We start from the raw sequence: 21,985 nt of genomic DNA, 5'->3' as shown, positions 1-21,985 counted from the left end.
CTCAATAGGTCAGGGCAAGCGGACGGTAAAGCGCTGGCCGGGCGTTAATTCAAAAGAGCCAGCAGCCGTGTCGCTTCCGCACGCGGATCGGCCAATGGGGCGCGATCTTCGCCCGGAAAGAACCGGGCGCGGGTGGCGGTGGGCATGGGTTCGGGGGTCAGAATGTGCACTTTGGGGCCGGTCTTTGCCGCCTCGGCTTGCCAACTTCGCGCCAGCGCGATCTGCGCCGCCTTGGTCGCGCCATAGCTGCCGAAATTCGCGGCGCCGCCGCGCGGGTCGTCGAAGAACACGGCCTGCCCGGCAGGTGCGGCCAGCAGCAGCGGTTGTACCATCGCGATCAGGTTGGCGGTGGCGGTGGCATTCACCTCGGCCGATTTTGCCCAGTCGCGGGCGTCCACATGGGCGGCGGGTGACAAGGGGGCGGCGTGGATCGCCGTGTGCAGCCACAGATCGGCGTGACCCCAGCGGTCGTGAATCCCCCGGCACAGATGGGCCATGGCGTTTGTGTCGGTGATATCCATCGGCGCAAGTGTCGCCTGACCGCCCGCCGTCTTGATCCGGTCGTCGAGTTCTTCCAGCGCGCCGGTGGTGCGGGCCACGGCGACGATGTGATGCGTCGCGGCCAAAGTCTCAGCCAGCGCCGCGCCAAGCCCGCGAGAGGCTCCGGTGATGAGGGCAAGTTTAGTCATGGGCTGCGGTGTGGCCGCGTTGGGCGGCGGCGTCAACCGGTCCGGTGATAGCTTTGCGCCATTCGGATGAAATGGTCGAGTGGGTCGCGGGGAAGGGGCACGCTCAGCGGGCTGAGCAAGGTGCGGTTCCCCTCATATGTGAACGCATCCGCGTAGAGGTCGCGCATGGTGGCGACGATGGTTGTCTGACAATGGACATAAAGGCCGATTTGATCGGCGCGCGCCTCGGACCAGGCCACGCGGATCGTGGTGCCGGATTTGCTCGCCTCGGTCAGCCAGGAAGGTTGTCCCCATTTCAGCGTCTCGGTGATCGGGCCGACGTGGGGCGTGTCGGCGGCGGCAGAGAGGATCGCGGTGCGGATCGTGTGGAAATGTGCCTGCGCCCCGGCGGGCCAGGGGGCGATGGTGGTGGCAAGATGGGTCGGAAGCGGTGACATGCTGGCAAGGTGGCGCGCGTGAACTGCGACTGCAAGCGATGATGGCGACGAAGCCCCTATTAGCTGAAGCGCAGCTTGGGGAAGGACAGAATCCCAGACGGTTGGCGGGCTTGGCCAGAGGCGCGCTTGCGCCATGCCCGACCTAGGGAGGGCGGTGTGGTTGAGTGCGACCTGAATTCTGAAAAACCAAGCCGGTTCAAGCAATTCGGGCGTTTCAAGATGCCCTCCCGCGGGGGAGGTCGGGCATGGCGCATGCGCGCCGGGTGTGTGTTCTGGCGGGCGGGTTTTGTCTGTTCGAGCGTTGTTAGGTTTGTTTGATCAAAATCCACTCCGGGCCACTACTCCGCCGCCCGAACCACAACCCCACGCTCGATCATATCGGCCGGTTCCACCGGATACTCGCCCGAAAAACACGCATCGCAATATTGCGGCTGGGCCGGGTCGCGGCCCTTGGCTTCGCCCACCGCACGGTACAACCCGTCCAGCGATATGAACCGCAGCGAGTCCACGCCAAGGTGGTCGCGCATTTCATCCTCGCTCATCGTGGCGGCCAGCAGCTTTTCCCGCATCGGCGTGTCCACGCCGTAGAAACATGGCCACTGGGTCGGCGGGCTGGCGATGCGGAAGTGCACTTCGGCAGCACCCGCATCAAGGATCATTTCCTTGATTTTGCGGCTGGTGGTGCCGCGCACCACCGAATCGTCCACCAGGATCACCCGCTTGCCCTTGATCAGCGCCCGGTTGACGTTCAGCTTCAGGCGCACACCCATGTTCCGGATCTGCTCGGTCGGTTCGATGAAGGTGCGGCCCATATACTGGTTGCGGATGATGCCCATCGCATAGGGGATGCCGCTTTCCTGGCTGTACCCGATGGCTGCGGGCGTTCCGCTGTCCGGGACGGGACAGACATAATCGGCATCGACTGGGGCTTCGCGCGCCAGTTCCACGCCGATCCGGCGGCGGGTTTCATAAACGCTTTCGCCGCCGATCATGCTGTCGGGGCGGCTGAAATAGACGTGTTCAAAGATGCAGAACCGGGGGCGCTTGGCTTCAAACGGGCGCAAAGACGCGATGCCGTCGTCGTTGATCACCACCATTTCGCCCGGCTGGATTTCGCGCACAAACTCGGCTCCGATGATGTCCAGCCCGCAGGTTTCGGAACTCAGCGCCCAGCCATCGCCGATCTTGCCGAGAACCAGCGGACGCACGCCCAGCGGGTCGCGCACCCCGATCAGCTTGGTGCGGGTCATGGCGACGATGGAAAACGCCCCCTCGACCCGGCGCAGGGCGTCTTTCATGCGTTCAGGGATGTTGCGCTGCAATGACCGCGCCATCAGGTGAATGATGCATTCGCTGTCGGATGAGCTTTGGAAGATCGAGCCGCGGTCAATCAGCTCGCGGCGCAGCGCGTCGGCATTGGTGATGTTGCCGTTGTGGGCAATTGCTGCGCCGCCCATGGAAAATTCACCAAAAAACGGCTGCACGTCACGGATCTGGGTCGCGCCTTTGGACCCGGCGGTGGAATAGCGCACATGGCCAATCGACAGCGGCCCCGGCAGGGTTTCCATCAGGCTTTGCTTGGTGAAATTGTCCCGCACATAACCAAAGCGGCGGGCCGAGGCGAAACCGGTTTCCGGGTGGTGACTGACAATGCCGCCAGCCTCTTGCCCGCGATGTTGCAGGGCGTGCAGGCCAAGGGCCACGAAATTTGCCGCCTCGGCCACGCCAATCACGCCGAAGACGCCGCATTCTTCATGCAGCTTGTCGTCGTCAAATGGATCAGTGTTCAGCGGCGTCAGATCAGCAGGGTCGCGCATCGGGAGGGCAGCTCCGGCAGGTGTCGCGGGTCTTGGCACCGCCATAAGGGGATTCGCCCGCGCTGTCACCCGGCAGATAACATTCGCGCCACTAAAGCGTTTCGACATTAACCTGAGACATATCCGGCGGCCTTAAAGTAGTTCCAGCATTCTACTGGGTCGTAGAGATCGCAGATTGCTCCGATTGCTTCGAAGACCTGGGTAAAGGACCTGGCCCCGATCCGTCGCAAATGGGCTTTCAGTTTAGAGAAGGCCTGCTCGATGGGATTCAGGTCGGGCGAGTACGGTGGCAGGTAAAGGAACCAGCAGCCGTGATTGCGTAAAGCCTGCGTCGCCTCCTTATTCCGGTGGGTTGCCAGGTTGTCGAGAATGACGACAGTGCCGGGGTTGATCTCGGGGACCAGCACTTCGCGGATGTAGGCCGCGAAGGCGGGGCCATCTATCGCTCCCTTGATGACCCAAGGTGCGATCAGCGCGCCTTGGGTCAGGCCCGCGATCAAGGTTTGGGTTCCCCAGCTTCCGAAGGGCGCATCCATCGTCAGGCGCTTACCGCGCTTGGCTCTGCCGCGTAGGCGCGTGAGGTTTGTCTTCACTGCGGTTTCGTCAATAAAGACAACGCGCTCAGGAAAGGTCGCAATGGCTGGCGAGCGGTATCTGAACCAGTCGGCCCGTTGCTGCCTTACCTTGGCGCGGCGGCGCTCGGTTGCGACCAGCGACTTTTTTTGTACGTGAAGCCGAGCCGGGACAGAAGGTTGGCGATGGAGGAGTGATGCACCCGCACACCCTCTGCATCGGCCAGCGCATTACGCAACTCAAAGAGCGTGATGTCAGGGTCTTGTGCGATCAACTCCTCAAAGAATTCCCGATGCGGAGCCAGCTTTCCCTTGCCGCGCGGCGGTCCCTGCCGGGCAGGTTCCGCATGACCCTTCATCCTCACCTGACGCGCCCACCGCGCGCCTGTGGCAGGCGACAGCTTCAACCGCAACGCCGCCGCGCGCCCGCTCAACCCTTCTTCAATGTATCTCTGAAACCGTATCCGAAGCGCAGATGGCAAAGGTGCTGACATGATCCATCCTCCCAAACAGGATGAATCACAGATCAGGTCTCAAGGGAATCCCTCGCGATTCAGGTTCAAGCCGAAACGCTTTAGATGTTGCCGATCAGCCGGTGCAGACGCCAACCAGTTGTTCATAGCGACCGACCAGCCAGCCGGGCGCGTCGTCGGGAAGCTGTTCGTCGATCTGATCCTGCGTATTGGCAAAGATCTGCGCCGTGCGGCTGTCGTCGATCATCGCAAGGCTTTCGCCGACAACGACCCGGTCATAGACGATCAGGGCGACCACAACCAACAGGACGCCGCGGGCGGCCCCGAACAGAAAGCCAAGGCCCCGGTCCAGCCCGCCAATGGCGCTGCGCTGGATCAGCGAGGAAAACAGCGGCGTGAAGATCGACATCACCACCAGCGCGACGGCAAAGACCGCAACGAAGGCCGCAATGATGCTCAACTCGCAACTGTCTGCCAGGTATCTGCCGACAACCGGCAATTCGCGCATCAAGGGTTCGGCGCGCGGTGCAAAGATGAAGCCAACGATGGCGGCGACGATCCAGCCGGCGATGCTCATCACTTCGCGCACGAAACCGCGCGAATAGGCCAGGATTGCCGAGATGATCACCAGTACGGCGACGATCGCGTCAAATAGCGTGAATCCATCCATAAATCTGCTCCGCCTTCTTTTCAGCCTGCGCCAAACATCTCGCCCACGAAAGTGGGCAGGTCCGGCCAGGTTTTCAGCTCGACCGTCGATCCCGGGCCGGGTTTGGCCCCCGCCGCCGTAACAGCCGTGCTGAAACCAAGTTTTCCCGCTTCCTTCAAGCGGTTTTCCGTCTGACCCGCCGGGCGCAGGGCGCCTGACAGGCTGATTTCCCCGAATACCACGGTTTCGCGGGGCAATGCCACATCTTCGCGCGCCGACAGCAACGCGGCCGCCACGGCCAGGTCGGCGGCAGGTTCCCCGATCCGCAATCCGCCCGCAACGTTGAGGTAGACATCAAGCCCGGTGAACGGCACGCCGCAGCGCGCCTCGAGCACCGCAAGAATCATCGCCAGGCGCCCGCCGTCCCAGCCGACAGCACTGCGGCGGGGTTGCGAATGCGGCGTCGGGGCGACCAGCGCCTGAATTTCGCACAACAGGGGCCGGGTGCCTTCGATGCCCGCGAAGACGACCGACCCCGGTGTCGGGTCTTCGCGGCCTGCCAAAAACAGCTCGGACGGGTTGGAGACTTCGGCCAACCCCTTGCCCGTCATCTCGAACACGCCGATCTCATCGGCGGGGCCGAACCGGTTCTTGACGGCGCGCAGAATGCGGAATTGATGGCCGCGTTCGCCTTCAAAATAAAGCACAGTGTCAACCATATGTTCGACAACACGCGGCCCGGCAATCTGGCCGTCCTTGGTGACATGACCGACCAGAATGACCGACATGCCGCGTTTCTTGGCGAATGTCGTCAGCTCATGCGCGGCCGCGCGGACCTGTGCGACCGACCCCGGCGCGCTTTCGACAGTGTCCAGCCACATGGTCTGGATCGAGTCGATCACGGCGACATCCGGACGCTCGGCCTCGAGCATCGTCAGGATATCGCGCAGGCTGGTCTCGGTCGCCAGTTTTACCGGCGCATCCGCCAGCCCCAGACGCTGGGCGCGCATGCGGACCTGTGCGCTGGCTTCCTCACCCGTCACATAGACCGCTTTCAGCCCCGCATTTGCCAGGGCCGCCGCCGCCTGAAGCAGCAGCGTAGATTTGCCGATGCCAGGATCGCCGCCCACCAGAATGGCCGATGCCGGGACCAAACCGCCACCCAGCACCCGGTCGAATTCGGCAATTGCGCTGGTTGTGCGCGGCGGCGGCGCTTCGGTGCTGGACAGATCCGTCAGCGCGACCGCCTTGCCGCGTTTCGCGCCCAGCGACTTTGCGCCGGGGCCGCTGGACAGGGGCGCTTCTTCGACGATCGAGTTCCATTCGCCACAGGCGTCGCACCGCCCGGACCATTTGGAATGGACCGCGCCGCAGGCCGTGCAGGAAAACTGAGTGGTGGATTTTGCCATGCGCCCTTGTTCCCTAAGGCGCGCCCATCGGCAAGCCCTGCAGGACGGCCAGCCCCAGACCGGCGGCAAAGAGGGGGAGCAGTTTGTTGGGAAAACACTCGGTCAGCGCCGCGGCGACGCTGGCCACCACCAGCGCCGCCCCCAGAATGCGCACAGCATTCGGCCAGCCGGTCGCAAGCGCGGCCATGATCGTCAGGATCAGCACCACGACCGCACCATGGGCGATCCGCGCCAGGCCCGCGCCGGTCACGGCGCGATAGAAGCTCCACAGGAAACTCGAGAAGACGAAGGCCGCGATGGCGATCCCAATCAGCAGCGTCGTCATGCGTCTTTGCGCCGCTCGGACAGGTGGCTGATCAGGATCGAGGCTAGGATGCAGCCCGTGAACATCCAAAGCCCCCAGGCGGTTTCAACGCGGCCAACGCCGATGCCTTTGACCACAACGATATAAAGCGCGATCAGAAACACATCCGCCATCGCCAGCCGCCCCAGGATGTCCAGTACCGGCTTGATCCGGGGCGAGGCCAGCCGGAAATGCACCATCGCCAACCCAATGGTCTTGGCATAAGGCGCGAACAACGCCAGCGCGGTCACCACCAGCGCAAGTGCCACATCCGTATCCCAAAGCGCGGCAAGCCCAGACAAAACACTGATCTCTTTCAGCCCGAACAGCGGCAAGACGCCCGCGCGCAACAGCGGCGCAAACCAGGCCACCGGATACAGCACCAGCAGCGACAGATTGGCGACGGTCAGCAGGTCGATATGGCGCAGGATACGGGCCATCAGCCGAAGGGAAACTTGCTGTCAGACATGCGCCTTTGTCCGGCGCGCGCGTCAAGGTCAACTGTTGAAAGATTGTGTTGAAAAACTCCGAAATCAGAGCGTCGCGGATTTCTTGCGAAAACCTATGAAGCGAAATAGTCGGAAAGCTTTGACCACGAGACAGCGCATGGCTGCGCGTGAGCGCATGTAGGCGATTTGGGCCGACCCCCGCGCCAAAAATTTAGGATCGGGCTGCATGGAAAGAAAAATCATCGTTCAGGCCCTAAAACGGAGTTTTTCAACACAATCGAAAAGCAGTGGTTATTCGGCGGCCAGCTTGATGACCTTGCCGCCTTTGGGACCACGCTGGAACCCCTGTTCGGGCAGAATGTCGGTCAGTTCTTCTTCCAGCCGTTTCAGTTGCGACAGCTGAACATCCTCGTCAATCTCGACCTGTTCTTTCCAGCGCTTCAACTCGCGGCAGGTGTTCTGCGCCAGCACGATGCGTTCTTCGAAGGTGGCAATCTCCTGTTGCCGCTCGGTCAGGAACTTGCGGGCCCGCGCGCCATTCTCGTCCGAATAGATCTCGGCCAGTTCGGCGCTGGTGTGGCTCATCATTGCGGCGGTTTCCAGGATATCCGGTTCCAGATGCCCCAGATCAGGATGGCCGCGCAGGAAATTGATCCGTTCGCGCACCGCGTCGAACTCCGACGAAATGGTGAACAGGTCGGCGCGATCAGCGGCGTGGGCGACGTTGTAAGCCTCGGCAATGTCACTCATGCAGACCTGGAAGTCGCGGTGCGTCTGTTCCAGCCGCTGCACCCGCATCGTCGACGGGACAAAGAAAGAACGCCAACAGCGCCAGCAGTACGGTTACCGAGGTCTGGATCACCGCGCCCCCGTTCGGGATCCGCAGATCGCCGAAGGTCAGCGACATGTTCAGCCAGGGCAATAACCCGACGGTCGAGGCGATTGTTGCCAGAACCGAAACAACGGCGAGTGCGACAAACGTTATCAACGCAGCCCCTTGAATTGATGTGACAATTCCGGAGGTGCTGGCGCGATATCGCATGTATTTTTCTCTCTGGGATCGCAAGCCGGAATGGGGGCCTGCAGGCTGTAAAATCGGTGTGGGGTTATCTTCCACTCACTGACCCCGTCCTGTCAAAACAGCCTTGCGCTTGACACGTAGGGTTTTTCCGGTCCGAATCGCGAGTCAACGGGAATAAGATCGCAAAATCATACAGATGGCGGAATGTCGCTTAAGTGCAATTTTTTTTCAACGCAATGTCGCAATTGGCCCTTCGGCGCGCCCGGTGACGAATTGTTCCACGAATGGATCGCCCGAATCGTCCAGTTTGCTGACCGGCCCGGCCCATTTGATCACCCCGTCATGCAGCATCGCCACCCGGTCGGCGATGGCCCGCACTGACGACATGTCATGGGTGATGGTCACGGCTGTTGCGCCCATCTCGGTCACGATTTCGCGGATCAGGTCGTTGATGACACCGGCCATGATCGGGTCGAGGCCAGTGGTGGGTTCGTCAAAAAAGATGATCTCGGGCTCGGCTGCGATGGCGCGGGCCAGGCTGACCCGTTTCTGCATCCCGCCTGAGAGTTCGGCAGGGTAAAGATCAGCGACCTTTTCGCCCAGACCGACCCGGCGCAGTTTCTCGATCGCGATGGCGCGTGCTTCGTCCTTCGGGCGTTTCAACGCACCACGGGTCAGACGGAAGGCGACATTCTGCCAGACCGACAGGCTGTCAAACAGCGCGCCGCCCTGAAACAGCATCCCGAAGCGCGCCAGAAAGGCCTCTCGGTCGCCTTTGGTCGCATCTGCACCGTCGACAAGGATCGTACCGGAATCGGGCTGCACAAGACCAAGGATGCATTTCAACAGCACCGATTTGCCGGTACCCGACCCGCCGATCACCACGACACTTTCGCCCTTGGCGACATCCAGTTCAACGCCGCGCAGAACCTGGTTGGACCCGAAGGCCTTATGGAGGTGAGAGAGCGTGATCATGCCGAAAAGAACACCTCGGTCAGCACGTAATTTGCCGCCAATATCAACACGCTGGCGGCCACAACGGCAGATTTTGTTGCCCGGCCCACGCCCTGCGCGCCGCGCCCGCTACGCATGCCGAAATAACATCCCATCAGTGCGGCGATGAAGCCGAAGGCCGCGCCTTTCGCCAGGCTGCTAACGATGTCGGCCTGTTCCAGAAAATCGACGGTGTTGGTCAGATAGGCGGCAGCATTGAAACCCAGCCGCCCGGTGCCGACCAGATAGCCGCCGAAAATGCCGATGGTGTCGCCCACCGCCACCAGCAACGGCACCACAAGCGTCGCGGCCAGCACGCGCGGCAGGGTCAGATAGCGCATCGGATCGGTGCTGAGCGTGACCAGCGCGTCGATCTGCTCGGTCACCTTCATGGTGGCAATTTCGGCAGCGATGCTTGAGGTGACCCGCGCCGCGATCATCAGCCCCACCAGCACCGGCCCAAGTTCGCGCACCATGCCGATGGCGACGATCTGGGGGACCACCGCCTCGGCAGAAAAACGCGCGCTTCCGGCAAAGATCTGCAGCGCCAGCGCGCCGCCAGTGAACAGCGTGGTCAGACCGACGACCGGCAAGCTGAAATAGCCGATCGTCATCAGCGCCGACAGAAACTCGCGCCAGTAGAACGGTGGACGGAACAGGTTCAGCAGGGTGGTCGCCGCGAACAGTGTGACGCGCCCGATGGCGGCGATCAGGTCCAGCGTGGAGCGCCCCACTGCGGCAACGGGTGACAGAACGCTCATGCCACGCCGCCCAGATAAGTCCGGTGATACCGCGCGCCCAGCAAGGTGAGGATTTCATAACCGATGGTCCCGGCAGCCTCGGCCAGATCGTCAACCGTCTGATCGGGCCCGAGAATGTCGAGCGCTTGGGGTATCTCGGTCAGATGCGTGACATCCACGCCGATCAGATCCATCGAAACACGGCCTGCGATCTGGCAAGGGCGGCCCTTGTGGAACAGCAACCCGGTGCCGCCAGCTGCGCGCAGCAGCCCATCCGCATAGCCGCCCGAAACGGTGGCGATACGCGCCGGATGCGGCGCTTCCCAGGTGCCGCCATAACCAACGGTTTCGCCCGCGTGCAGTGTACGGGTCTGGATAACGGGCAATGACAGGCCAACGACGGGCTGTGCTGCGTCAAACGGCAGGCCGCCATACAGGCCAACGCCGGGGCGGGTCAGGTCAAAGTGATAGGCCGGGCCAAGCAAGATGCCCCCCGTGGCCGCCAGCGAGCGTGGCGCGCTGATCCCGTCGGTCATGTCGCGGAAGGTTTTGAGTTGGGCGGCGTTCATCGGATGATCCGCCTCGTCCGCGCAGGCAAGGTGGCTCATCACCAGGGCGGGGTTCTGCGGCAGGATCAGGTCACGCGCGGCGACCCATTCGGCGGGCTCCAGGCCAAGGCGGTTCATGCCGCTGTCCAGTTGGATGCCGAAGGGGTGGCCGTGCAGCGCTTCGAAATGCAGGGTCATCTGTTCAATGGAATTCAGCAGCGGCGTCAGCTTCAGATCGCGGATCGCCCCGGTGTCGCCGGCCATATGCCCCGAGAAGACAAAAACCTCGGGCATCGGGCCAAGGGCGGTGCGGATCAGCGCGCCTTCTTCTGCGGTGGCGACGAAAAACCTGCGCGCCCCAGCGCGCGCCAGCGTCGTCGCCATTTCCGGCGCGCCCAGGCCATAGCCATCCGCCTTTACCACGGCGGCGGTTTCAACCGCTGTCGCGGAATTCAGCGCCCGCCAGTTGGCAGCGACGGCGTCGAGGTCGATGGTGAGTATTCCGGTTGCCATGGGCCCCGGTTGTGACAGGCGCGCGCGCGACGTCAAGCAAAACGCGCACCCGCGCCGCCGGGGCGGGCCCGGCACTTGGGTGCGCGGCGCTGTCGCGCGGCGCAAATCATCGGGCGCTGCATTATGAACAGGGTGCCGGAATGCTGAGAGGCGGTTCAGGGGCAGGTCTGCCCTGAACGCGCCTTGTCAAGGCTGGGTGCGAGTCGTGACCGCGTCAAGGACAAGCTGCGCGTTCGCGCAGGGCCTTGCGGCCTCCTTGACCCGATCCCGAATCGCGGATCTTAGCGCGCGGTTGGCGGGCCTTCGTCGGGGCGGTCGAGGATGGCTTCGACCTCGGACATTTGTGCATCGCTCAACGGGCCGTGGTCCAGCGCACCGCAGAGGTCCGCGACCTGTTCAGGCGTGCGAAATCCCGGGATCGGCAGCGCGCGGTCGCTACGTGCCCATAGCCAGCCAATTGCGCCCTGCGCCAGCGAACGCCCATCGCTGGTCAAAATGTCGCGCACCGCGTCGAGTTGGCGCAGGAAGCCGGGCGCGATTTTCCCGTCCGCGAAATAGGCCTTCTTGCCGTCGTCGGTTCCGCGCACCTCGTCCTTGGCAAACTGCGTTGTCGCGTCATAGCGCCCGCCCAGAATGCCCATCGCCAGCGGTGATCGGATCAGCCCGACCAGCCCAGCCCTTTCGACCGCAGGCACCATATGTTCGGCGCGAAAGAACACGTTCATCGCGTGTTCAACGGCAACGAATCCGGGGTGGTCTGCGAAGGCGCGCGCGCTGTCCGGGTAGTCGGTGGACCAGCCAAACGCCCCGACCGCGCCTTCGTCGCGCAACTTGGTGAGCGTGTCGAACACCGGGCGCGCATCGTCCACGGCCAGCGTGTTCAGGTGCAGCAACACCAGATCGATCCGGTCCCGTTGCAGACGCTTACGCGAAGCATCCAGGCTGGCGCGCAGGCCAGCCTCATCCGTGATGGCACCGGTCAGTTCTTTCGTGGTGGTGTTGATGGAATGGCCGACTTTGGTGGCGATGGCGACCTCTGGGTGCGCCTTCAGCACGCGGCCCAGCACAGTCTCGGAATGCCCGGTGCCATAGGCCTGTGCTGTGTCGAACAGGCGAATGCCGCGTTCGACCGCCAGCGCGATGGCGCGCTGCGAGGTGGCGTCGTCGACCTCTCCCCAGCCGACGGCGCGACCGCCGGTGAAGAAAGGTCCACCGATTGCCCAACAACCCAGGCCAAGGGTCGGAGTGGTGTAGTTACTGAATAAATGTGTCATGATTTCCCTTTCAACGCAGTGTGATACGTGGCGATCTTGCGATCCAGATAGCTTTGGCAGGCTTCGATCTCGGCACGTCGCGCAGGCGGCGCTGATCGTTGGATTCGGAGTCCGGCCCATGCGCGGACGCAGCAAAGCGTTTTACATCGCCCAAGGGCATGCCGGTGGCGCGCAGGTGGCCCAGAACCACCAGCCAGGCCAGATCGTCGCCGTTGAATTGCCGCCAGCCGCGGGCGTCACGGGCTATCGGGGGCAACATGCCCGAGGATTCGTAGAACCGGATCGTGTCCTGGCTTAGCCCGGATCGGGCCGCTGCATCTGTGATCAGCATCGGGTGCCTCCTCTGTCAGGGGACACGCACTAGCCTATTGGAGTGACTCTAGGTCAAGCGGCAATTTCAGGTTTTTCAGATCAGGTGGGTTCGGTCGGATAGGGTGCCCCATCGGGAAGATCGTCAAAGCCCGCGTCGTGATAGCCAAGCATGCCGATGTCACGGGCCAGCTGGCTGCCGATGCACTCACCCCTCGCCACCTGGGCCGAGATGGTGGCGAAATCGTATCGGGGTTGCCAGCCGAGCGCAGCCTGGGCCGCGGCGCTGTCGTATACCCGCGACATGTCGTCAGGCAGCGACCAGCCCAGGCGCGACCAGAGGGCTCTGGTGCCAGGCACGCGGGCTTCGATCACGGTTGCGGGATCGTGGCGCAGGGCGGCGGCGTCTTCCGGTTGCAACGGGGTCGGCGCGCTGAGGATATAGCGACCGAATCCAAGGGCCGGGGCAGCGCCAAGCGCGTCGATATGCGCGCGCGGCATCTTCCAGGTCCAGCCGCCGGTGCAGGAATTCATTGGCTTTGAGGTTGGCATCGCTGAAGGATGCCCGTGCCGCCGCGCTGTCGTCTGGTTCGGGGAAGAAGCGCGCACTGCGCAGGATGACCATGGGCAGACCGTCGCGATGCGCGGCAAGATCGCACAGCGCCTCGGCCCCCGTCTTGGTCGCGCCATAGATGTTTTTCGGACGATCCGCCACAGCCTCGGTGATCCAGGCGGCGGGATCGCCTGCGCCGGGGGTCAGGGCGCGTCCGAAGGCGCTGGTGGTGGAGGTGAATACGAAGGCGCCGACCTCGGCGCGTGTGGCGGCGCTCAGCAAGGTCAGCGTGCCGGTGATGTTGGTGTCGACGAAATCCTGTCGGCTGTGGGTGGCGACATGGGGTTTGTGCAATGTGGCGGAATGGATCACGCCGGTCGCGCCCTGCATGGCCCGCGCGACCGTCGCGGCATCGGTGATCGAACCGACGATGTCGGTGGTGGCGGCGGGCCGGGTGTCGAGGCCGACTGCCGGGCGGCCCGCTTGCCGTAACAGGGTGATAACGGCGCGGCCAAGGTGACCTGAGGATCCGGTGACAAGCGTGGTCATGTCATCGCAGCCCGGAATGGCCGCACTTTCATGCGGTCACCACAGCCAAAGATCGCTGCCGATCCGACAACCAATTCTCCCGACATCCCTTCCATGTCTTCTTGTCCATAAATATCCCCGCCGGAGGCACTTGGCCATAAGCGCCAACACCTGCCGCGCCGCGCGCACCGATCCGTCCCAAAAGTTCCACGGTTCACGCGCGGCCGCCGCCCGCGGCCACGACCCGAGCGATTTTTAATCGCGAGGCCCATTCACGAATGGTCATATGCCATCGGCACCCCGAAAGGTGCCAGCCCGGCCTGCGGCAGTTAGAATTCGTCATCCGGCTGTGATTGCCAAGGGCGGGCCAGATCGCTGAAGCGGGTGAACCGCCCTTCGAATGCCAGATCGATATTGCCGATGGGTCCGTGGCGCTGTTTGCCCACGATCACCTCGGCCTTGCCGTGCAGGCGTTCCATCCGGGCCTGCCAGTCGGCCATCTTGTCGAGCTGCTCATCGCCGGGCTTTTCGCGTTCCGCATAATATTCCTCGCGGAACACGAACATCACGACGTCGGCGTCCTGCTCGATCGAGCCTGACTCACGCAGGTCTGAAAGCTGGGGACGTTTGTCTTCTCGCGATTCGACCTGGCGGCTCAGTTGGGACAAAGCCACCACTGGGATGTCGAGTTCTTTCGCGATTGCTTTCAGGCCCTGCGTGATCTCGGAAACTTCGTTCACACGGCTGTCCTTGGCGGTCGCCGGGCGAACGAGTTGTAGGTAGTCGACGAACAGGGCATCCAGCCCGTGTTCGCGTTTCAGACGCCGTGCGCGGGCCGCAAGCTGGCTGATCGGCAGGGCGGGCGTGTCGTCGATATAAAGCGGGCAGGCTTCCAGCGTCTTGGCAGCCTCGACAAAGCGGCGAAATTCGCCCTCGGTCATGTCGCCGCGCCGGATTTGTTCGGACGGGACTTCGCTGGCTTCTGACAGGATACGCGCGGCCAGCTGTTCGGCACTCATCTCCAGGCTGAAGAACCCGACGACGCCGCCGTCCACTGCGCCTTCGCTGCCGTCCTGCTTCAATCCGCGTCGATAGGCTTTAGCAATGTTGAACGCGACATTGGTCGCCAGCGAGGTTTTGCCCATCGAGGGGCGCCCGGCCAGGATCAGCAGGTCCGACCGGTGCAGCCCGCCCAGCTTCTTGTCCAGATCGGTCAGCCCGGTCGACACGCCGGCAAGCCCGCCGTCCCGCTGATAGGCGGCGTTGGCGTTGTTCACCGCATCGGTGACGGCCTTAAGGAATGATTGGAACCCTTGCGATGCCTGCCCGGCTTCGCCCAGCTTATACAGCGCCTGTTCCGCCTCTACGATCTGCTCTTTCGGTTCACTATCGACATTCACCGACCCGGCCTTGGCGGAAATGTCGCGCCCCAGCCCGATCAGCTCGCGCCGGATCGCCAGATCATAAATCATCTGGGCGTAGTCCTTGGCGGCAAAACTGCTGATCGCAGCCCCGGCAAGGCGGGCGAGGTACTTGGCCCCGCCCAGTTCTTTCAGCCCCTCGTCATCTTCAAGAAACGCCTTCAGTGTCACCGGACTGGCCAGCGCATTTTTGGAAATCCGGCTTGCCGCAACCTCCCAAATCCGGGCGTGAACCGGTTCGTAGAAATGCGCCGCCTCGATGATCGCCGCGATGCGGTCGTAGATGTCGTTGTTGGTCAGGATTGCGCCCAGCAGCTGCTGTTCAGCCTCAACATTGTGGGGCAGGGACTCGTTCGTCCCCACCCCTGCCTGCTCGACCCCTGCGTCCTGTATCTTGGCGATTTCGTTCATTGCTGTCCCGCGCTGTCCCTGCCCGGGCTGTTACGTGACCCGGGCCGGGAAGGGCAAAATGTATGTTTCTGTGGATAGCCCTGTGAGTAGGTCGCTATCGGGCAAACCCATAGCATATTTGGGGGCCGAGGGCGAGGGGGATACCATACCTGTGCATGTGCCGGGTCAGCAACGTTTCATAAGTCATACCGTTGCCAGCAGAAAAACTGCGCGTCATAGTGGAATGTTTCGATAGATTTCAGTGCCGCGGGGTCAGGCTTTGGCGTGGGCTGCCTGCCAGGCACGCGGATCGGCCAGAAACGAATCAACCGCATCCAGAGTGGCCGCGTCAAAGTCACCGCGCGTCCGTGCCATGGCCATCACATCATGCCAGGTGCACAGGTGATGCAGCGTCAGACCGGCGTCTTCCATCGTCTTGTCGATTTCGGGGAAAATGCCATAGCTGAAGATCACTGCCGTGTGGGCGCAGGTTGCGCCGGTGTCACGGATCGCCTCGACAAAACTCAGCTTCGATCCGCCATCGGTGGTCAGATCCTCGACCAGCAGCACGCGATCGGTGTCGGCCATATCGCCTTCGATCCTTGCGTTGCGGCCATAGCCTTTGGGCTTCTTCCTGACATAGCTCATCGGCAGGGCCAGCCGTTCGGCCACCAGCGCGGCAAAGGGGATGCCTGCCGTCTCTCCACCTGCGATATTGCTGAACGCCTCGGCCCCGGCATCGCGCAGCACTGTCGCGGCCATGAAGTCCATAAGAAGCGAGCGGATGCGCGGGTAAGAGATCAGCTTGCGGCAGTCGATGTAGGTCGGCGAGGGCAGGCCGGAGGCGAGGATATAGGGATCTTCGGGGCGGAAGTTCACCGCCTTGATATCCAGCAGCATGGCGGCGGACAGGCGGGCAATTTCGGCGCGGTCGGGGAAGGTTGCCGGTATCATGCGGTGACGCTCCAATGAACAGGGAATCCGGGGTCGAAAACGGTGATCGGGCCGGACCCGGATGGCAAGGTGGTGGGCAGAACGACGGGCGCGCCTTTGGTCAGCGTCATCGTGGCGCTGGACGGCGGCTGGCCATAGAATGCTGCACCGTTCAGCGCAGTGAACGCCTCCAGCTGATCCAGTGCCTCTGCGGCCTCGAACACCTCGGCCAGCAGCTGCATTGTGACCGGCGCGGTATAGCATCCGGCGCAGCCACAGGCGGTTTCCTTGGCCGCGTCCACATGCGGTGCGCTGTCAGTGCCAAGGAAAAACGTCCGTTCGCCCGAGGTCGCCGCCTCCAGCAGGGCCAGGCGATGGATCTCGCGCTTGGCGACCGGCAGGCAATAGTAATGCGGGCGGATGCCCCCGGCCAGAATATGATTGCGGTTGATGATCAGGTGGTGCGTGGTGATCGTCGCGGCAAGATCGTCGCCGCCCGATCTGGCATAGGCCACCCCGTCCGAGGTCGTGATATGCTCCATGACAACTCGCAGGCCGGGCGTAGCGCGGCGCAGCGGGTCGAGGACGCGGTCGATGAACACAGCCTCGCGATCAAAAATGTCGATGTCCGGGTCTGTGACCTCACCATGTACGCACAGTGGCAGGCCGATCTGGGCCATGCGTTCCAGAACGCCGCGCACCCGGTCGAAATCGCGCACGCCAGAGTCGGAATTTGTCGTCGCCCCGGCGGGATAAAGCTTTAGCGCGACGATCAGCCCCTCGGCCGCTGCGGCGACGACATTGCCTGGGTCTGTCGCCTCGGTCAGATAAAGCGTCATCTGAGGTGCAAAATCCGCGCCCGCAGGCAGTGCTGCCATGATCCGGTCGCGATAGGCGCGCGCGTCGTCGGCGGTGACCACGGGCGGCACAAGGTTCGGCATGATCAGCGCACGGCCGAAATGCGCCGCCGTGTCGGGCAGGACAGCCATCAGCACATCGCCATCACGCAAGTGCAGATGCCAGTCGTCAGGGCGGCGCAGAGTCAGTTTGGTCTTCATGCCACCGCGACTAACTTATCCCGCAGCCCGATGCCAGAGATGGCGACACATCTGTCCAGGGTCCTGCCACTAGCGATCGCCCGCAACCTGTTTCAGGTCCTTCTTGAAATGCGACGACTCCATCCGTTTTAAAACGCTTCTGCACAGCACCTCGGTGCGCAGCGGCGAATTCCCCTGGACGGTCGCCCGCAGCAGGTTTCGCAGCCACCCCTCATGATCACGCCGAAGGCGCAAGACCTCGTGCAGGAACGTCGTGTCAAGCGCGCCGTCGCCTGCGGCAAGAAGTGCGGCTTCGACGATGCCCATCTCCTCGACAAGATCAGCTGTCTGCGTGCCGAAATGGCGCGTGGGCAACAGATGGGTCGCCGGGCCACGGAATAGCGCGGCGTGCATGGCGTCGGGGTGATGATAGGGGTCGAACAGTACATGGCAGGATGCCGCGGCTTCCACCATGTCGGGCGCAAAACCATAGCGGTCGGAAAACCCCAGGCGGCGGAAATCGCGGAACCGGTCGTCCCATCCGGCAATTGCCGGGTCCAGCGTTGCCTGTGGCGCTATTAACAGAACCGTGGCCCCTGGGGCCGCAACCGAATACGCACCGGCCGCATAGCCGCCCATTCCCGCACCGCAGAATACCACACGATCATAACTGTCAAAAAAGCCGCCGTCGATCAGCGCATCGAAATACAGGTATACCGGTTCGCAACGCCACCACGTCGGGCGGGTCGCTATCAGGGTCAGGCTTGACCAGTTGCGTTGCGCCGCAATTGCAATGCCCTGCGGCGTTCCATCGGGTCGCTTGCGGATCGAGGCTGTCGTTTCAAACGTCACCAACAGCACTGGGCCGCGATCTAGGAAGGCGGCCTAGGAAGGCGGCGTGGTGGCGGGCGTCCAGCTCGACATATTCACCATTGGCATCGGCGAAATCTTCCAATGCAGACAGCCACCGGGTGTCTGACATGGTTCCGTACAATGCTGGCAGGTCTTCGTTCATGCCGATCCTTTTGCGGACGCGTTGCGCCAAACGGCACTGCGCGCTGCGCTTACTTAGCCCTCTCAGCGCGCCAGGTCGAATGCCGCGGCGGCGGGTTCCGGCCATGTTTGCGGCTCGTTGGCGGTTCTTCGCCAAAGCAATTACACGTATGAGTTGAATGAGTTAGCGATTCCGGGACAATCGCGGGAACCAACTGTCAGAACAGCGCCGCCGTTGACCAACGCAAAACAATGGCGCGCTGTGCGGTACCTTGACCTAAGGGAAATATCTTACACGAAGTTTACCGATGCGGCGAAACAGTCCGGCGGAAACCGGCCCTACTGTGTCAACGGGCGCTGGAAACACGCGTGCTGTGGTCGGCGTCCCGTGCGAATCTCAGTCAAAAAAAAACCGGGTGCGCCTGGGACAAAGGCGCACCCGGCAGGGTGGCGTTCAGCCGGGGACAGCGGCTGACACGTAGGAAATTTCGTTACCTGGGCTGCGTCGGCATGCGCAGGTCAAAGGTGAAACGGGTTCGTCCCTGAAACCCGCGCGCATGGGCCAGCCAAAGTGTCAGGCGGTTTGATCGTCTCATGGCAGCAATGCTCCGATGTGGCATCTTCGATACTTGCTGAGGCCGGATCGGGCGCTCCCTTGGGGAGGGGTGTGTGCAGCGCCCGAACCGGGCCTCAGCCACCTACCTGCGACGCGGGAACGGCAAGGTGGGTGTTTGCGGGTGTCTGGGCATCTGGCTGGGCGGCGACGGAAACCGCCGCCGTTGCACCAAGCGTGAATGCGGCGATCAATGTCAGGCGGGCAGCGATTGTCATGGTATTGGTCCCTTTGCGTCGGTGTTGCAGATAGGTCGTTGAAAAATCGCCGGGGGTTCAGAAATAGTTTCGATTTTTGCGGAAATTCTGCACGAAGCCCATTCAACACGTTGATTTAGAAGGGCAAAAAATCCCAATCTTTTATGGGTCTGGGCGCGCGATATCGCGCCGTGCCTTGCCGGACACGAACTGAGTTCAACGCAATCCCGCCGCCCTATGGTGTCGCGCGGCATGATTTGGCAGGTTAAAGCGTTTCGACATTAACCTGAGACATATCCGGCGGCCTTAAAGTAGTTCCAGCATTCTACTGGGTCGTAGAGATCGCAGATTGCTCCGATTGCTTCGAAGACCTGGGTAAAGGACCTGGCCCCGATCCGTCGCAAATGGGCTTTCAGTTTAGAGAAGGCCTGCTCGATGGGATTCAGGTCGGGCGAGTACGGTGGCAGGTAAAGGAACCAGCAGCCGTGATTGCGTAAAGCCTGCGTCGCCTCCTTATTCCGGTGGGTTGCCAGGTTGTCGAGAATGACGACAGTGCCGGGGTTGATCTCGGGGACCAGCACTTCGCGGATGTAGGCCGCGAAGGCGGGGCCATCTATCGCTCCCTTGATGACCCAAGGTGCGATCAGCGCGCCTTGGGTCAGGCCCGCGATCAAGGTTTGGGTTCCCCAGCTTCCGAAGGGCGCATCCATCGTCAGGCGCTTACCGCGCTTGGCTCTGCCGCGTAGGCGCGTGAGGTTTGTCTTCACTGCGGTTTCGTCAATAAAGACAACGCGCTCAGGAAAGGTCGCAATGGCTGGCGAGCGGTATCTGAACCAGTCGGCCCGTTGCTGCCTTACCTTGGCGCGGCGGCGCTCGGTTGCGACCAGCGACTTTTTTTGTACGTGAAGCCGAGCCGGGACAGAAGGTTGGCGATGGAGGAGTGATGCACCCGCACACCCTCTGCATCGGCCAGCGCATTACGCAACTCAAAGAGCGTGATGTCAGGGTCTTGTGCGATCAACTCCTCAAAGAATTCCCGATGCGGAGCCAGCTTTCCCTTGCCGCGCGGCGGTCCCTGCCGGGCAGGTTCCGCATGACCCTTCATCCTCACCTGACGCGCCCACCGCGCGCCTGTGGCAGGCGACAGCTTCAACCGCAACGCCGCCGCGCGCCCGCTCAACCCTTCTTCAATGTATCTCTGAAACCGTATCCGAAGCGCAGATGGCAAAGGTGCTGACATGATCCATCCTCCCAAACAGGATGAATCACAGATCAGGTCTCAAGGGAATCCCTCGCGATTCAGGTTCAAGCCGAAACGCTTTAGGTTTCACGATGCGACTCCACTAAAAGGTGCCCAGCGATGACCGCCACGTCCAAACCAGTTGAACATATCACCATCGTCGGCGGCGGGACCGCTGGCTGGCTGGCCGCCAACTTGCTCAGCAATTTCTTTGGCACTGGCAATGATCAAGGGGTCAAGCGGCACATCACCCTGATCGAAAGCCCCAATATCGCCACCGTCGGCGTGGGCGAGGCTACGGTGCCCGCGATGCCCCGGATGCTGCGCCAGACTGGTATTTCCGAGCGCGAGTTCTTCAAGGCCACCAATGCCTCATTCAAGCTGGGCGTCAAATTCGGCAACTGGAATCACGACGCGAACGGCAAGCCAATCGACTATATCAACCCGTTCATCGGCAGTCGGGATATCGACGGAATTCCGATGGAACACTACTTCCATGCGCTGGGCGCCAAGGGTCTGAACTATGTCCAGTCCATCTCGGCCACCCATGAACTGGGCGAGATGTGCAAAGGGCCGCGTGCGCTGGGCAAGAAGGAGTTCGACAAGGGCACGTCGCCCTATGCATATCATCTGGACGCGGGCAAATTTGCCGGCATGCTTCAGAAGGTTTGTGTTGGGCGCGGCGTGACGCATCTGCGCGATGACGTGGTTGATGTGGAACTTGACGACAAAGGCTTCGTGGCCGCGTTGCAGCTGAAAGAAAACGGGCGCTTTCCGGTGCAACTGGTGATCGACTGCACCGGGTTCCGGGGGTTGATCATCAATCAGGCGCTGAAAGAGCCCTTCGTCGACTATCAGAAATATCTGGCCAATGACCGCGCCATGGCGGTGCAGATACCCCACCCCGACAAGGAAAAGCTGTTGCCGCTGACCTGCTCGACCGCACTTGGTGCCGGTTGGGTCTGGCGGGTGCCGCTGTGGAACCGGATTGGCACCGGATACGTCTTTTCCAGCGCGCACCGCACCGACGAACAGGCGCGCGACGAGCTGATGGCGCATCTGGGCGACGGCGCGAAGGGCCTGGAACCGCGCGTGATCCCGATGCGCATCGGGCGGACACGCAAATCCTGGGTCAAGAACTGCGTCGCAATTGGCCTGTCTGCAGGCTTTATCGAACCGCTGGAATCGACCGCGATTCACATGACGGAAATGGCAATCCGCTGGTTGCTGACCTATTTCCCCGATCAGGAATTCTCGGCCCCGAAACGCGACCGTTACAACAAGCTGGCCAACAACCTTTATGACGAGGTGCGGGACTTCATCTGCATCCACTATGCGATGGGTAACCGAACCGACGATCCTTACTGGATCGACGCGCGCGAAGGGCTGGAGGTACCGGATTCGCTGGCTGAAAATTTGGAGCTGTGGAAGTATAATTTGCCTGCCGAAGCTGATGTCGGGCAGTTCAACCTGTTCTCTCCGGGAACGTACCGGGCGGTGCTGTTCGGCAAGAAGGTCTATGAAAACGGTTATGGCGGTGGCCGGGTCAGCAGCGGTATCGCGCTGGACCCGGACAAATGGGACACCTACCTTGAGAATCTGCGCAAAACCGTTCGCGTCATCACCCGTGACATGGCCGATCATCGCACGCTGCTGGCTGAACTGCGCGGAGAGCTGAGGCCGGCGGCCCAGCCATGGGCGCTGACAGGCGGGCAGGCACCAACGGTACAGGTGCCCGGCGCGGCAAAGATGCCAAGGTTCAAGGTTCCCGATTTTGTTACAGGTGACGCGGACAACGCCATCCTTTGACATCGCTGCGACGGACGCGGCAGAACCATAGGCAG

At 62.3% G+C, this 21,985-nt stretch carries 21 protein-coding genes and 2 pseudogenes; 1 reads left to right on the top strand and 22 read right to left on the bottom strand.

Annotated elements, in window-relative coordinates:
- Positions 1 to 44 precede the first annotated feature (44 nt).
- The 22 genes and pseudogenes from GKR99_14935 to GKR99_14830 form a co-directional block, all read right to left on the bottom strand.
- Positions 45 to 689, bottom strand: coding sequence for an SDR family NAD(P)-dependent oxidoreductase (locus tag GKR99_14935; GenBank protein NKB28767.1), 645 nt, complete (start codon positions 687 to 689; stop codon positions 45 to 47).
- Between the two features lie 32 nt (positions 690 to 721).
- Entirely contained in the window at positions 722 to 1,126 is a 405-nt protein-coding gene (locus tag GKR99_14930) for a DUF1801 domain-containing protein (protein NKB28766.1), read from the bottom strand.
- Positions 1,127 to 1,464: 338 nt separating this feature from the next.
- Positions 1,465 to 2,943, bottom strand: a complete 1,479-nt coding sequence (locus tag GKR99_14925) for an amidophosphoribosyltransferase (GenBank protein ID NKB28765.1) — start codon at positions 2,941 to 2,943, stop codon at positions 1,465 to 1,467.
- A 107-nt stretch (positions 2,944 to 3,050) separates the two neighbouring features.
- Positions 3,051 to 4,009 (bottom strand): IS630 family transposase gene (locus GKR99_14920; GenBank protein ID NKB28764.1). Its coding sequence is split into 2 segments (ribosomal slippage): positions 3,051 to 3,665 and positions 3,668 to 4,009, totalling 957 coding nucleotides; the frame shifts between segments, so codons are not numbered across the junction.
- A 94-nt stretch (positions 4,010 to 4,103) separates the two neighbouring features.
- Positions 4,104 to 4,658, bottom strand: coding sequence for a CvpA family protein (locus GKR99_14915; protein ID NKB28763.1), 555 nt, complete (start codon positions 4,656 to 4,658; stop codon positions 4,104 to 4,106).
- A gap of 20 nt (positions 4,659 to 4,678) precedes the next feature.
- Complete coding sequence (radA, locus tag GKR99_14910) at positions 4,679 to 6,046, bottom strand: DNA repair protein RadA (protein NKB28762.1); 1,368 nt, start codon at positions 6,044 to 6,046, stop codon at positions 4,679 to 4,681.
- A 13-nt stretch (positions 6,047 to 6,059) separates the two neighbouring features.
- Complete coding sequence (locus tag GKR99_14905; GenBank protein ID NKB28761.1) at positions 6,060 to 6,371, bottom strand: hypothetical protein; 312 nt, start codon at positions 6,369 to 6,371, stop codon at positions 6,060 to 6,062.
- Positions 6,368 to 6,829 (bottom strand): paraquat-inducible membrane protein A, encoded by a 462-nt coding sequence (locus tag GKR99_14900; protein ID NKB28760.1) that lies wholly within the window; start codon positions 6,827 to 6,829, stop codon positions 6,368 to 6,370. Before GKR99_14900 ends, GKR99_14905 begins: the two co-directional genes overlap by 4 nt.
- Before the next feature lie 300 nt (positions 6,830 to 7,129).
- Positions 7,130 to 7,880: pseudogene (locus GKR99_14895) on the bottom strand (DNA repair protein).
- Positions 7,881 to 8,087: 207 nt separating this feature from the next.
- On the bottom strand, positions 8,088 to 8,834 hold the full coding sequence (locus GKR99_14890) for an ATP-binding cassette domain-containing protein (protein ID NKB28759.1): 747 nt from the start codon (positions 8,832 to 8,834) through the stop codon (positions 8,088 to 8,090).
- Positions 8,831 to 9,613, bottom strand: a complete 783-nt coding sequence (locus tag GKR99_14885; GenBank protein ID NKB28758.1) for an MlaE family lipid ABC transporter permease subunit — start codon at positions 9,611 to 9,613, stop codon at positions 8,831 to 8,833. Before GKR99_14885 ends, GKR99_14890 begins: the two co-directional genes overlap by 4 nt.
- A complete protein-coding gene (gene alr / locus GKR99_14880) occupies positions 9,610 to 10,653 on the bottom strand; it encodes an alanine racemase (GenBank protein NKB28757.1) in 1,044 nt (347 codons plus the stop codon). The genes GKR99_14885 and alr overlap by 4 nt, the downstream gene beginning before the upstream one ends.
- Positions 10,654 to 10,934: 281 nt before the next feature.
- A complete protein-coding gene (locus GKR99_14875) occupies positions 10,935 to 11,927 on the bottom strand; it encodes an aldo/keto reductase (GenBank protein NKB28756.1) in 993 nt (330 codons plus the stop codon).
- Positions 11,928 to 11,937: 10 nt separating this feature from the next.
- On the bottom strand, positions 11,938 to 12,258 hold the full coding sequence (locus GKR99_14870) for a MerR family transcriptional regulator (GenBank protein ID NKB28755.1): 321 nt from the start codon (positions 12,256 to 12,258) through the stop codon (positions 11,938 to 11,940).
- Positions 12,259 to 12,338: 80 nt separating this feature from the next.
- Positions 12,339 to 13,338, bottom strand: a pseudogene (locus tag GKR99_14865) (NAD-dependent epimerase/dehydratase family protein).
- 308 nt (positions 13,339 to 13,646) lie between these two features.
- Positions 13,647 to 15,149: a replicative DNA helicase gene (locus GKR99_14860; protein NKB28754.1), complete on the bottom strand. Its 1,503-nt coding sequence runs from the start codon at positions 15,147 to 15,149 to the stop codon at positions 13,647 to 13,649.
- Positions 15,150 to 15,401: 252 nt separating this feature from the next.
- A complete protein-coding gene (locus GKR99_14855) occupies positions 15,402 to 16,082 on the bottom strand; it encodes an orotate phosphoribosyltransferase (GenBank protein NKB28753.1) in 681 nt (226 codons plus the stop codon).
- Complete coding sequence (pyrC, locus tag GKR99_14850; GenBank protein NKB28752.1) at positions 16,079 to 17,119, bottom strand: dihydroorotase; 1,041 nt, start codon at positions 17,117 to 17,119, stop codon at positions 16,079 to 16,081. Before pyrC ends, GKR99_14855 begins: the two co-directional genes overlap by 4 nt.
- A gap of 69 nt (positions 17,120 to 17,188) precedes the next feature.
- Positions 17,189 to 17,959 carry a phosphoadenosine phosphosulfate reductase gene (locus GKR99_14845; GenBank protein ID NKB28751.1) on the bottom strand — a complete coding sequence of 257 codons (771 nt, stop codon included), beginning with the start codon at positions 17,957 to 17,959 and terminating at the stop codon, positions 17,189 to 17,191.
- Entirely contained in the window at positions 17,940 to 18,113 is a 174-nt protein-coding gene (locus tag GKR99_14840) for a hypothetical protein (protein NKB28750.1), read from the bottom strand. Before GKR99_14840 ends, GKR99_14845 begins: the two co-directional genes overlap by 20 nt.
- A 668-nt stretch (positions 18,114 to 18,781) precedes the next feature.
- The gene (locus tag GKR99_14835; GenBank protein ID NKB28749.1) at positions 18,782 to 18,922 is read right to left on the bottom strand and encodes a hypothetical protein; all 141 of its coding nucleotides are present in this window, start codon (positions 18,920 to 18,922) and stop codon (positions 18,782 to 18,784) included.
- A gap of 260 nt (positions 18,923 to 19,182) precedes the next feature.
- Positions 19,183 to 20,141, bottom strand: a protein-coding gene (locus tag GKR99_14830; GenBank protein ID NKB28748.1) for an IS630 family transposase whose coding sequence is annotated in 2 segments (ribosomal slippage) — positions 19,183 to 19,797 and positions 19,800 to 20,141 — 957 coding nt in all. Because the reading frame shifts where the segments join, the coding sequence is not laid out codon by codon here.
- Positions 20,142 to 20,261: 120 nt separating this feature from the next.
- Here GKR99_14830 and GKR99_14825 point away from each other — a divergent pair.
- A complete protein-coding gene (locus GKR99_14825; GenBank protein ID NKB28747.1) occupies positions 20,262 to 21,950 on the top strand; it encodes a tryptophan 7-halogenase in 1,689 nt (562 codons plus the stop codon).
- The last annotated feature ends 35 nt before the right edge of the window (positions 21,951 to 21,985 follow it).

The sequence above is a fragment of the Paracoccaceae bacterium genome, assembly GCA_012103375.1.
GTDB lineage: Bacteria > Pseudomonadota > Alphaproteobacteria > Rhodobacterales > Rhodobacteraceae > WLWX01.
The sequence above is the reverse complement of the archived record's forward strand: the minus strand, read 5'-3'. Positions and strand labels throughout refer to the sequence as shown.

Coding starts and splice junctions, on each gene's coding strand:
- GKR99_14935 (NKB28767.1), bottom strand. CDS start 689: ATGACTAAACTTGCCCTCATCACCGGAGCCTCTCGCGGGCTTGGCGCG.
- GKR99_14930 (NKB28766.1), bottom strand. CDS start 1,126: ATGTCACCGCTTCCGACCCATCTTGCCACCACCATCGCCCCCTGGCCC.
- GKR99_14925 (NKB28765.1), bottom strand. CDS start 2,943: ATGCGCGACCCTGCTGATCTGACGCCGCTGAACACTGATCCATTTGAC.
- GKR99_14915 (NKB28763.1), bottom strand. CDS start 4,658: ATGGATGGATTCACGCTATTTGACGCGATCGTCGCCGTACTGGTGATC.
- radA (NKB28762.1), bottom strand. CDS start 6,046: ATGGCAAAATCCACCACTCAGTTTTCCTGCACGGCCTGCGGCGCGGTC.
- GKR99_14905 (NKB28761.1), bottom strand. CDS start 6,371: ATGACGACGCTGCTGATTGGGATCGCCATCGCGGCCTTCGTCTTCTCG.
- GKR99_14900 (NKB28760.1), bottom strand. CDS start 6,829: ATGGCCCGTATCCTGCGCCATATCGACCTGCTGACCGTCGCCAATCTG.
- GKR99_14890 (NKB28759.1), bottom strand. CDS start 8,834: ATGATCACGCTCTCTCACCTCCATAAGGCCTTCGGGTCCAACCAGGTT.
- GKR99_14885 (NKB28758.1), bottom strand. CDS start 9,613: ATGAGCGTTCTGTCACCCGTTGCCGCAGTGGGGCGCTCCACGCTGGAC.
- alr (NKB28757.1), bottom strand. CDS start 10,653: ATGGCAACCGGAATACTCACCATCGACCTCGACGCCGTCGCTGCCAAC.
- GKR99_14875 (NKB28756.1), bottom strand. CDS start 11,927: ATGACACATTTATTCAGTAACTACACCACTCCGACCCTTGGCCTGGGT.
- GKR99_14870 (NKB28755.1), bottom strand. CDS start 12,258: ATGCTGATCACAGATGCAGCGGCCCGATCCGGGCTAAGCCAGGACACG.
- GKR99_14860 (NKB28754.1), bottom strand. CDS start 15,149: ATGAACGAAATCGCCAAGATACAGGACGCAGGGGTCGAGCAGGCAGGG.
- GKR99_14855 (NKB28753.1), bottom strand. CDS start 16,082: ATGATACCGGCAACCTTCCCCGACCGCGCCGAAATTGCCCGCCTGTCC.
- pyrC (NKB28752.1), bottom strand. CDS start 17,119: ATGAAGACCAAACTGACTCTGCGCCGCCCTGACGACTGGCATCTGCAC.
- GKR99_14840 (NKB28750.1), bottom strand. CDS start 18,113: ATGAACGAAGACCTGCCAGCATTGTACGGAACCATGTCAGACACCCGG.
- GKR99_14835 (NKB28749.1), bottom strand. CDS start 18,922: ATGACAATCGCTGCCCGCCTGACATTGATCGCCGCATTCACGCTTGGT.
- GKR99_14825 (NKB28747.1), top strand. CDS start 20,262: ATGACCGCCACGTCCAAACCAGTTGAACATATCACCATCGTCGGCGGC.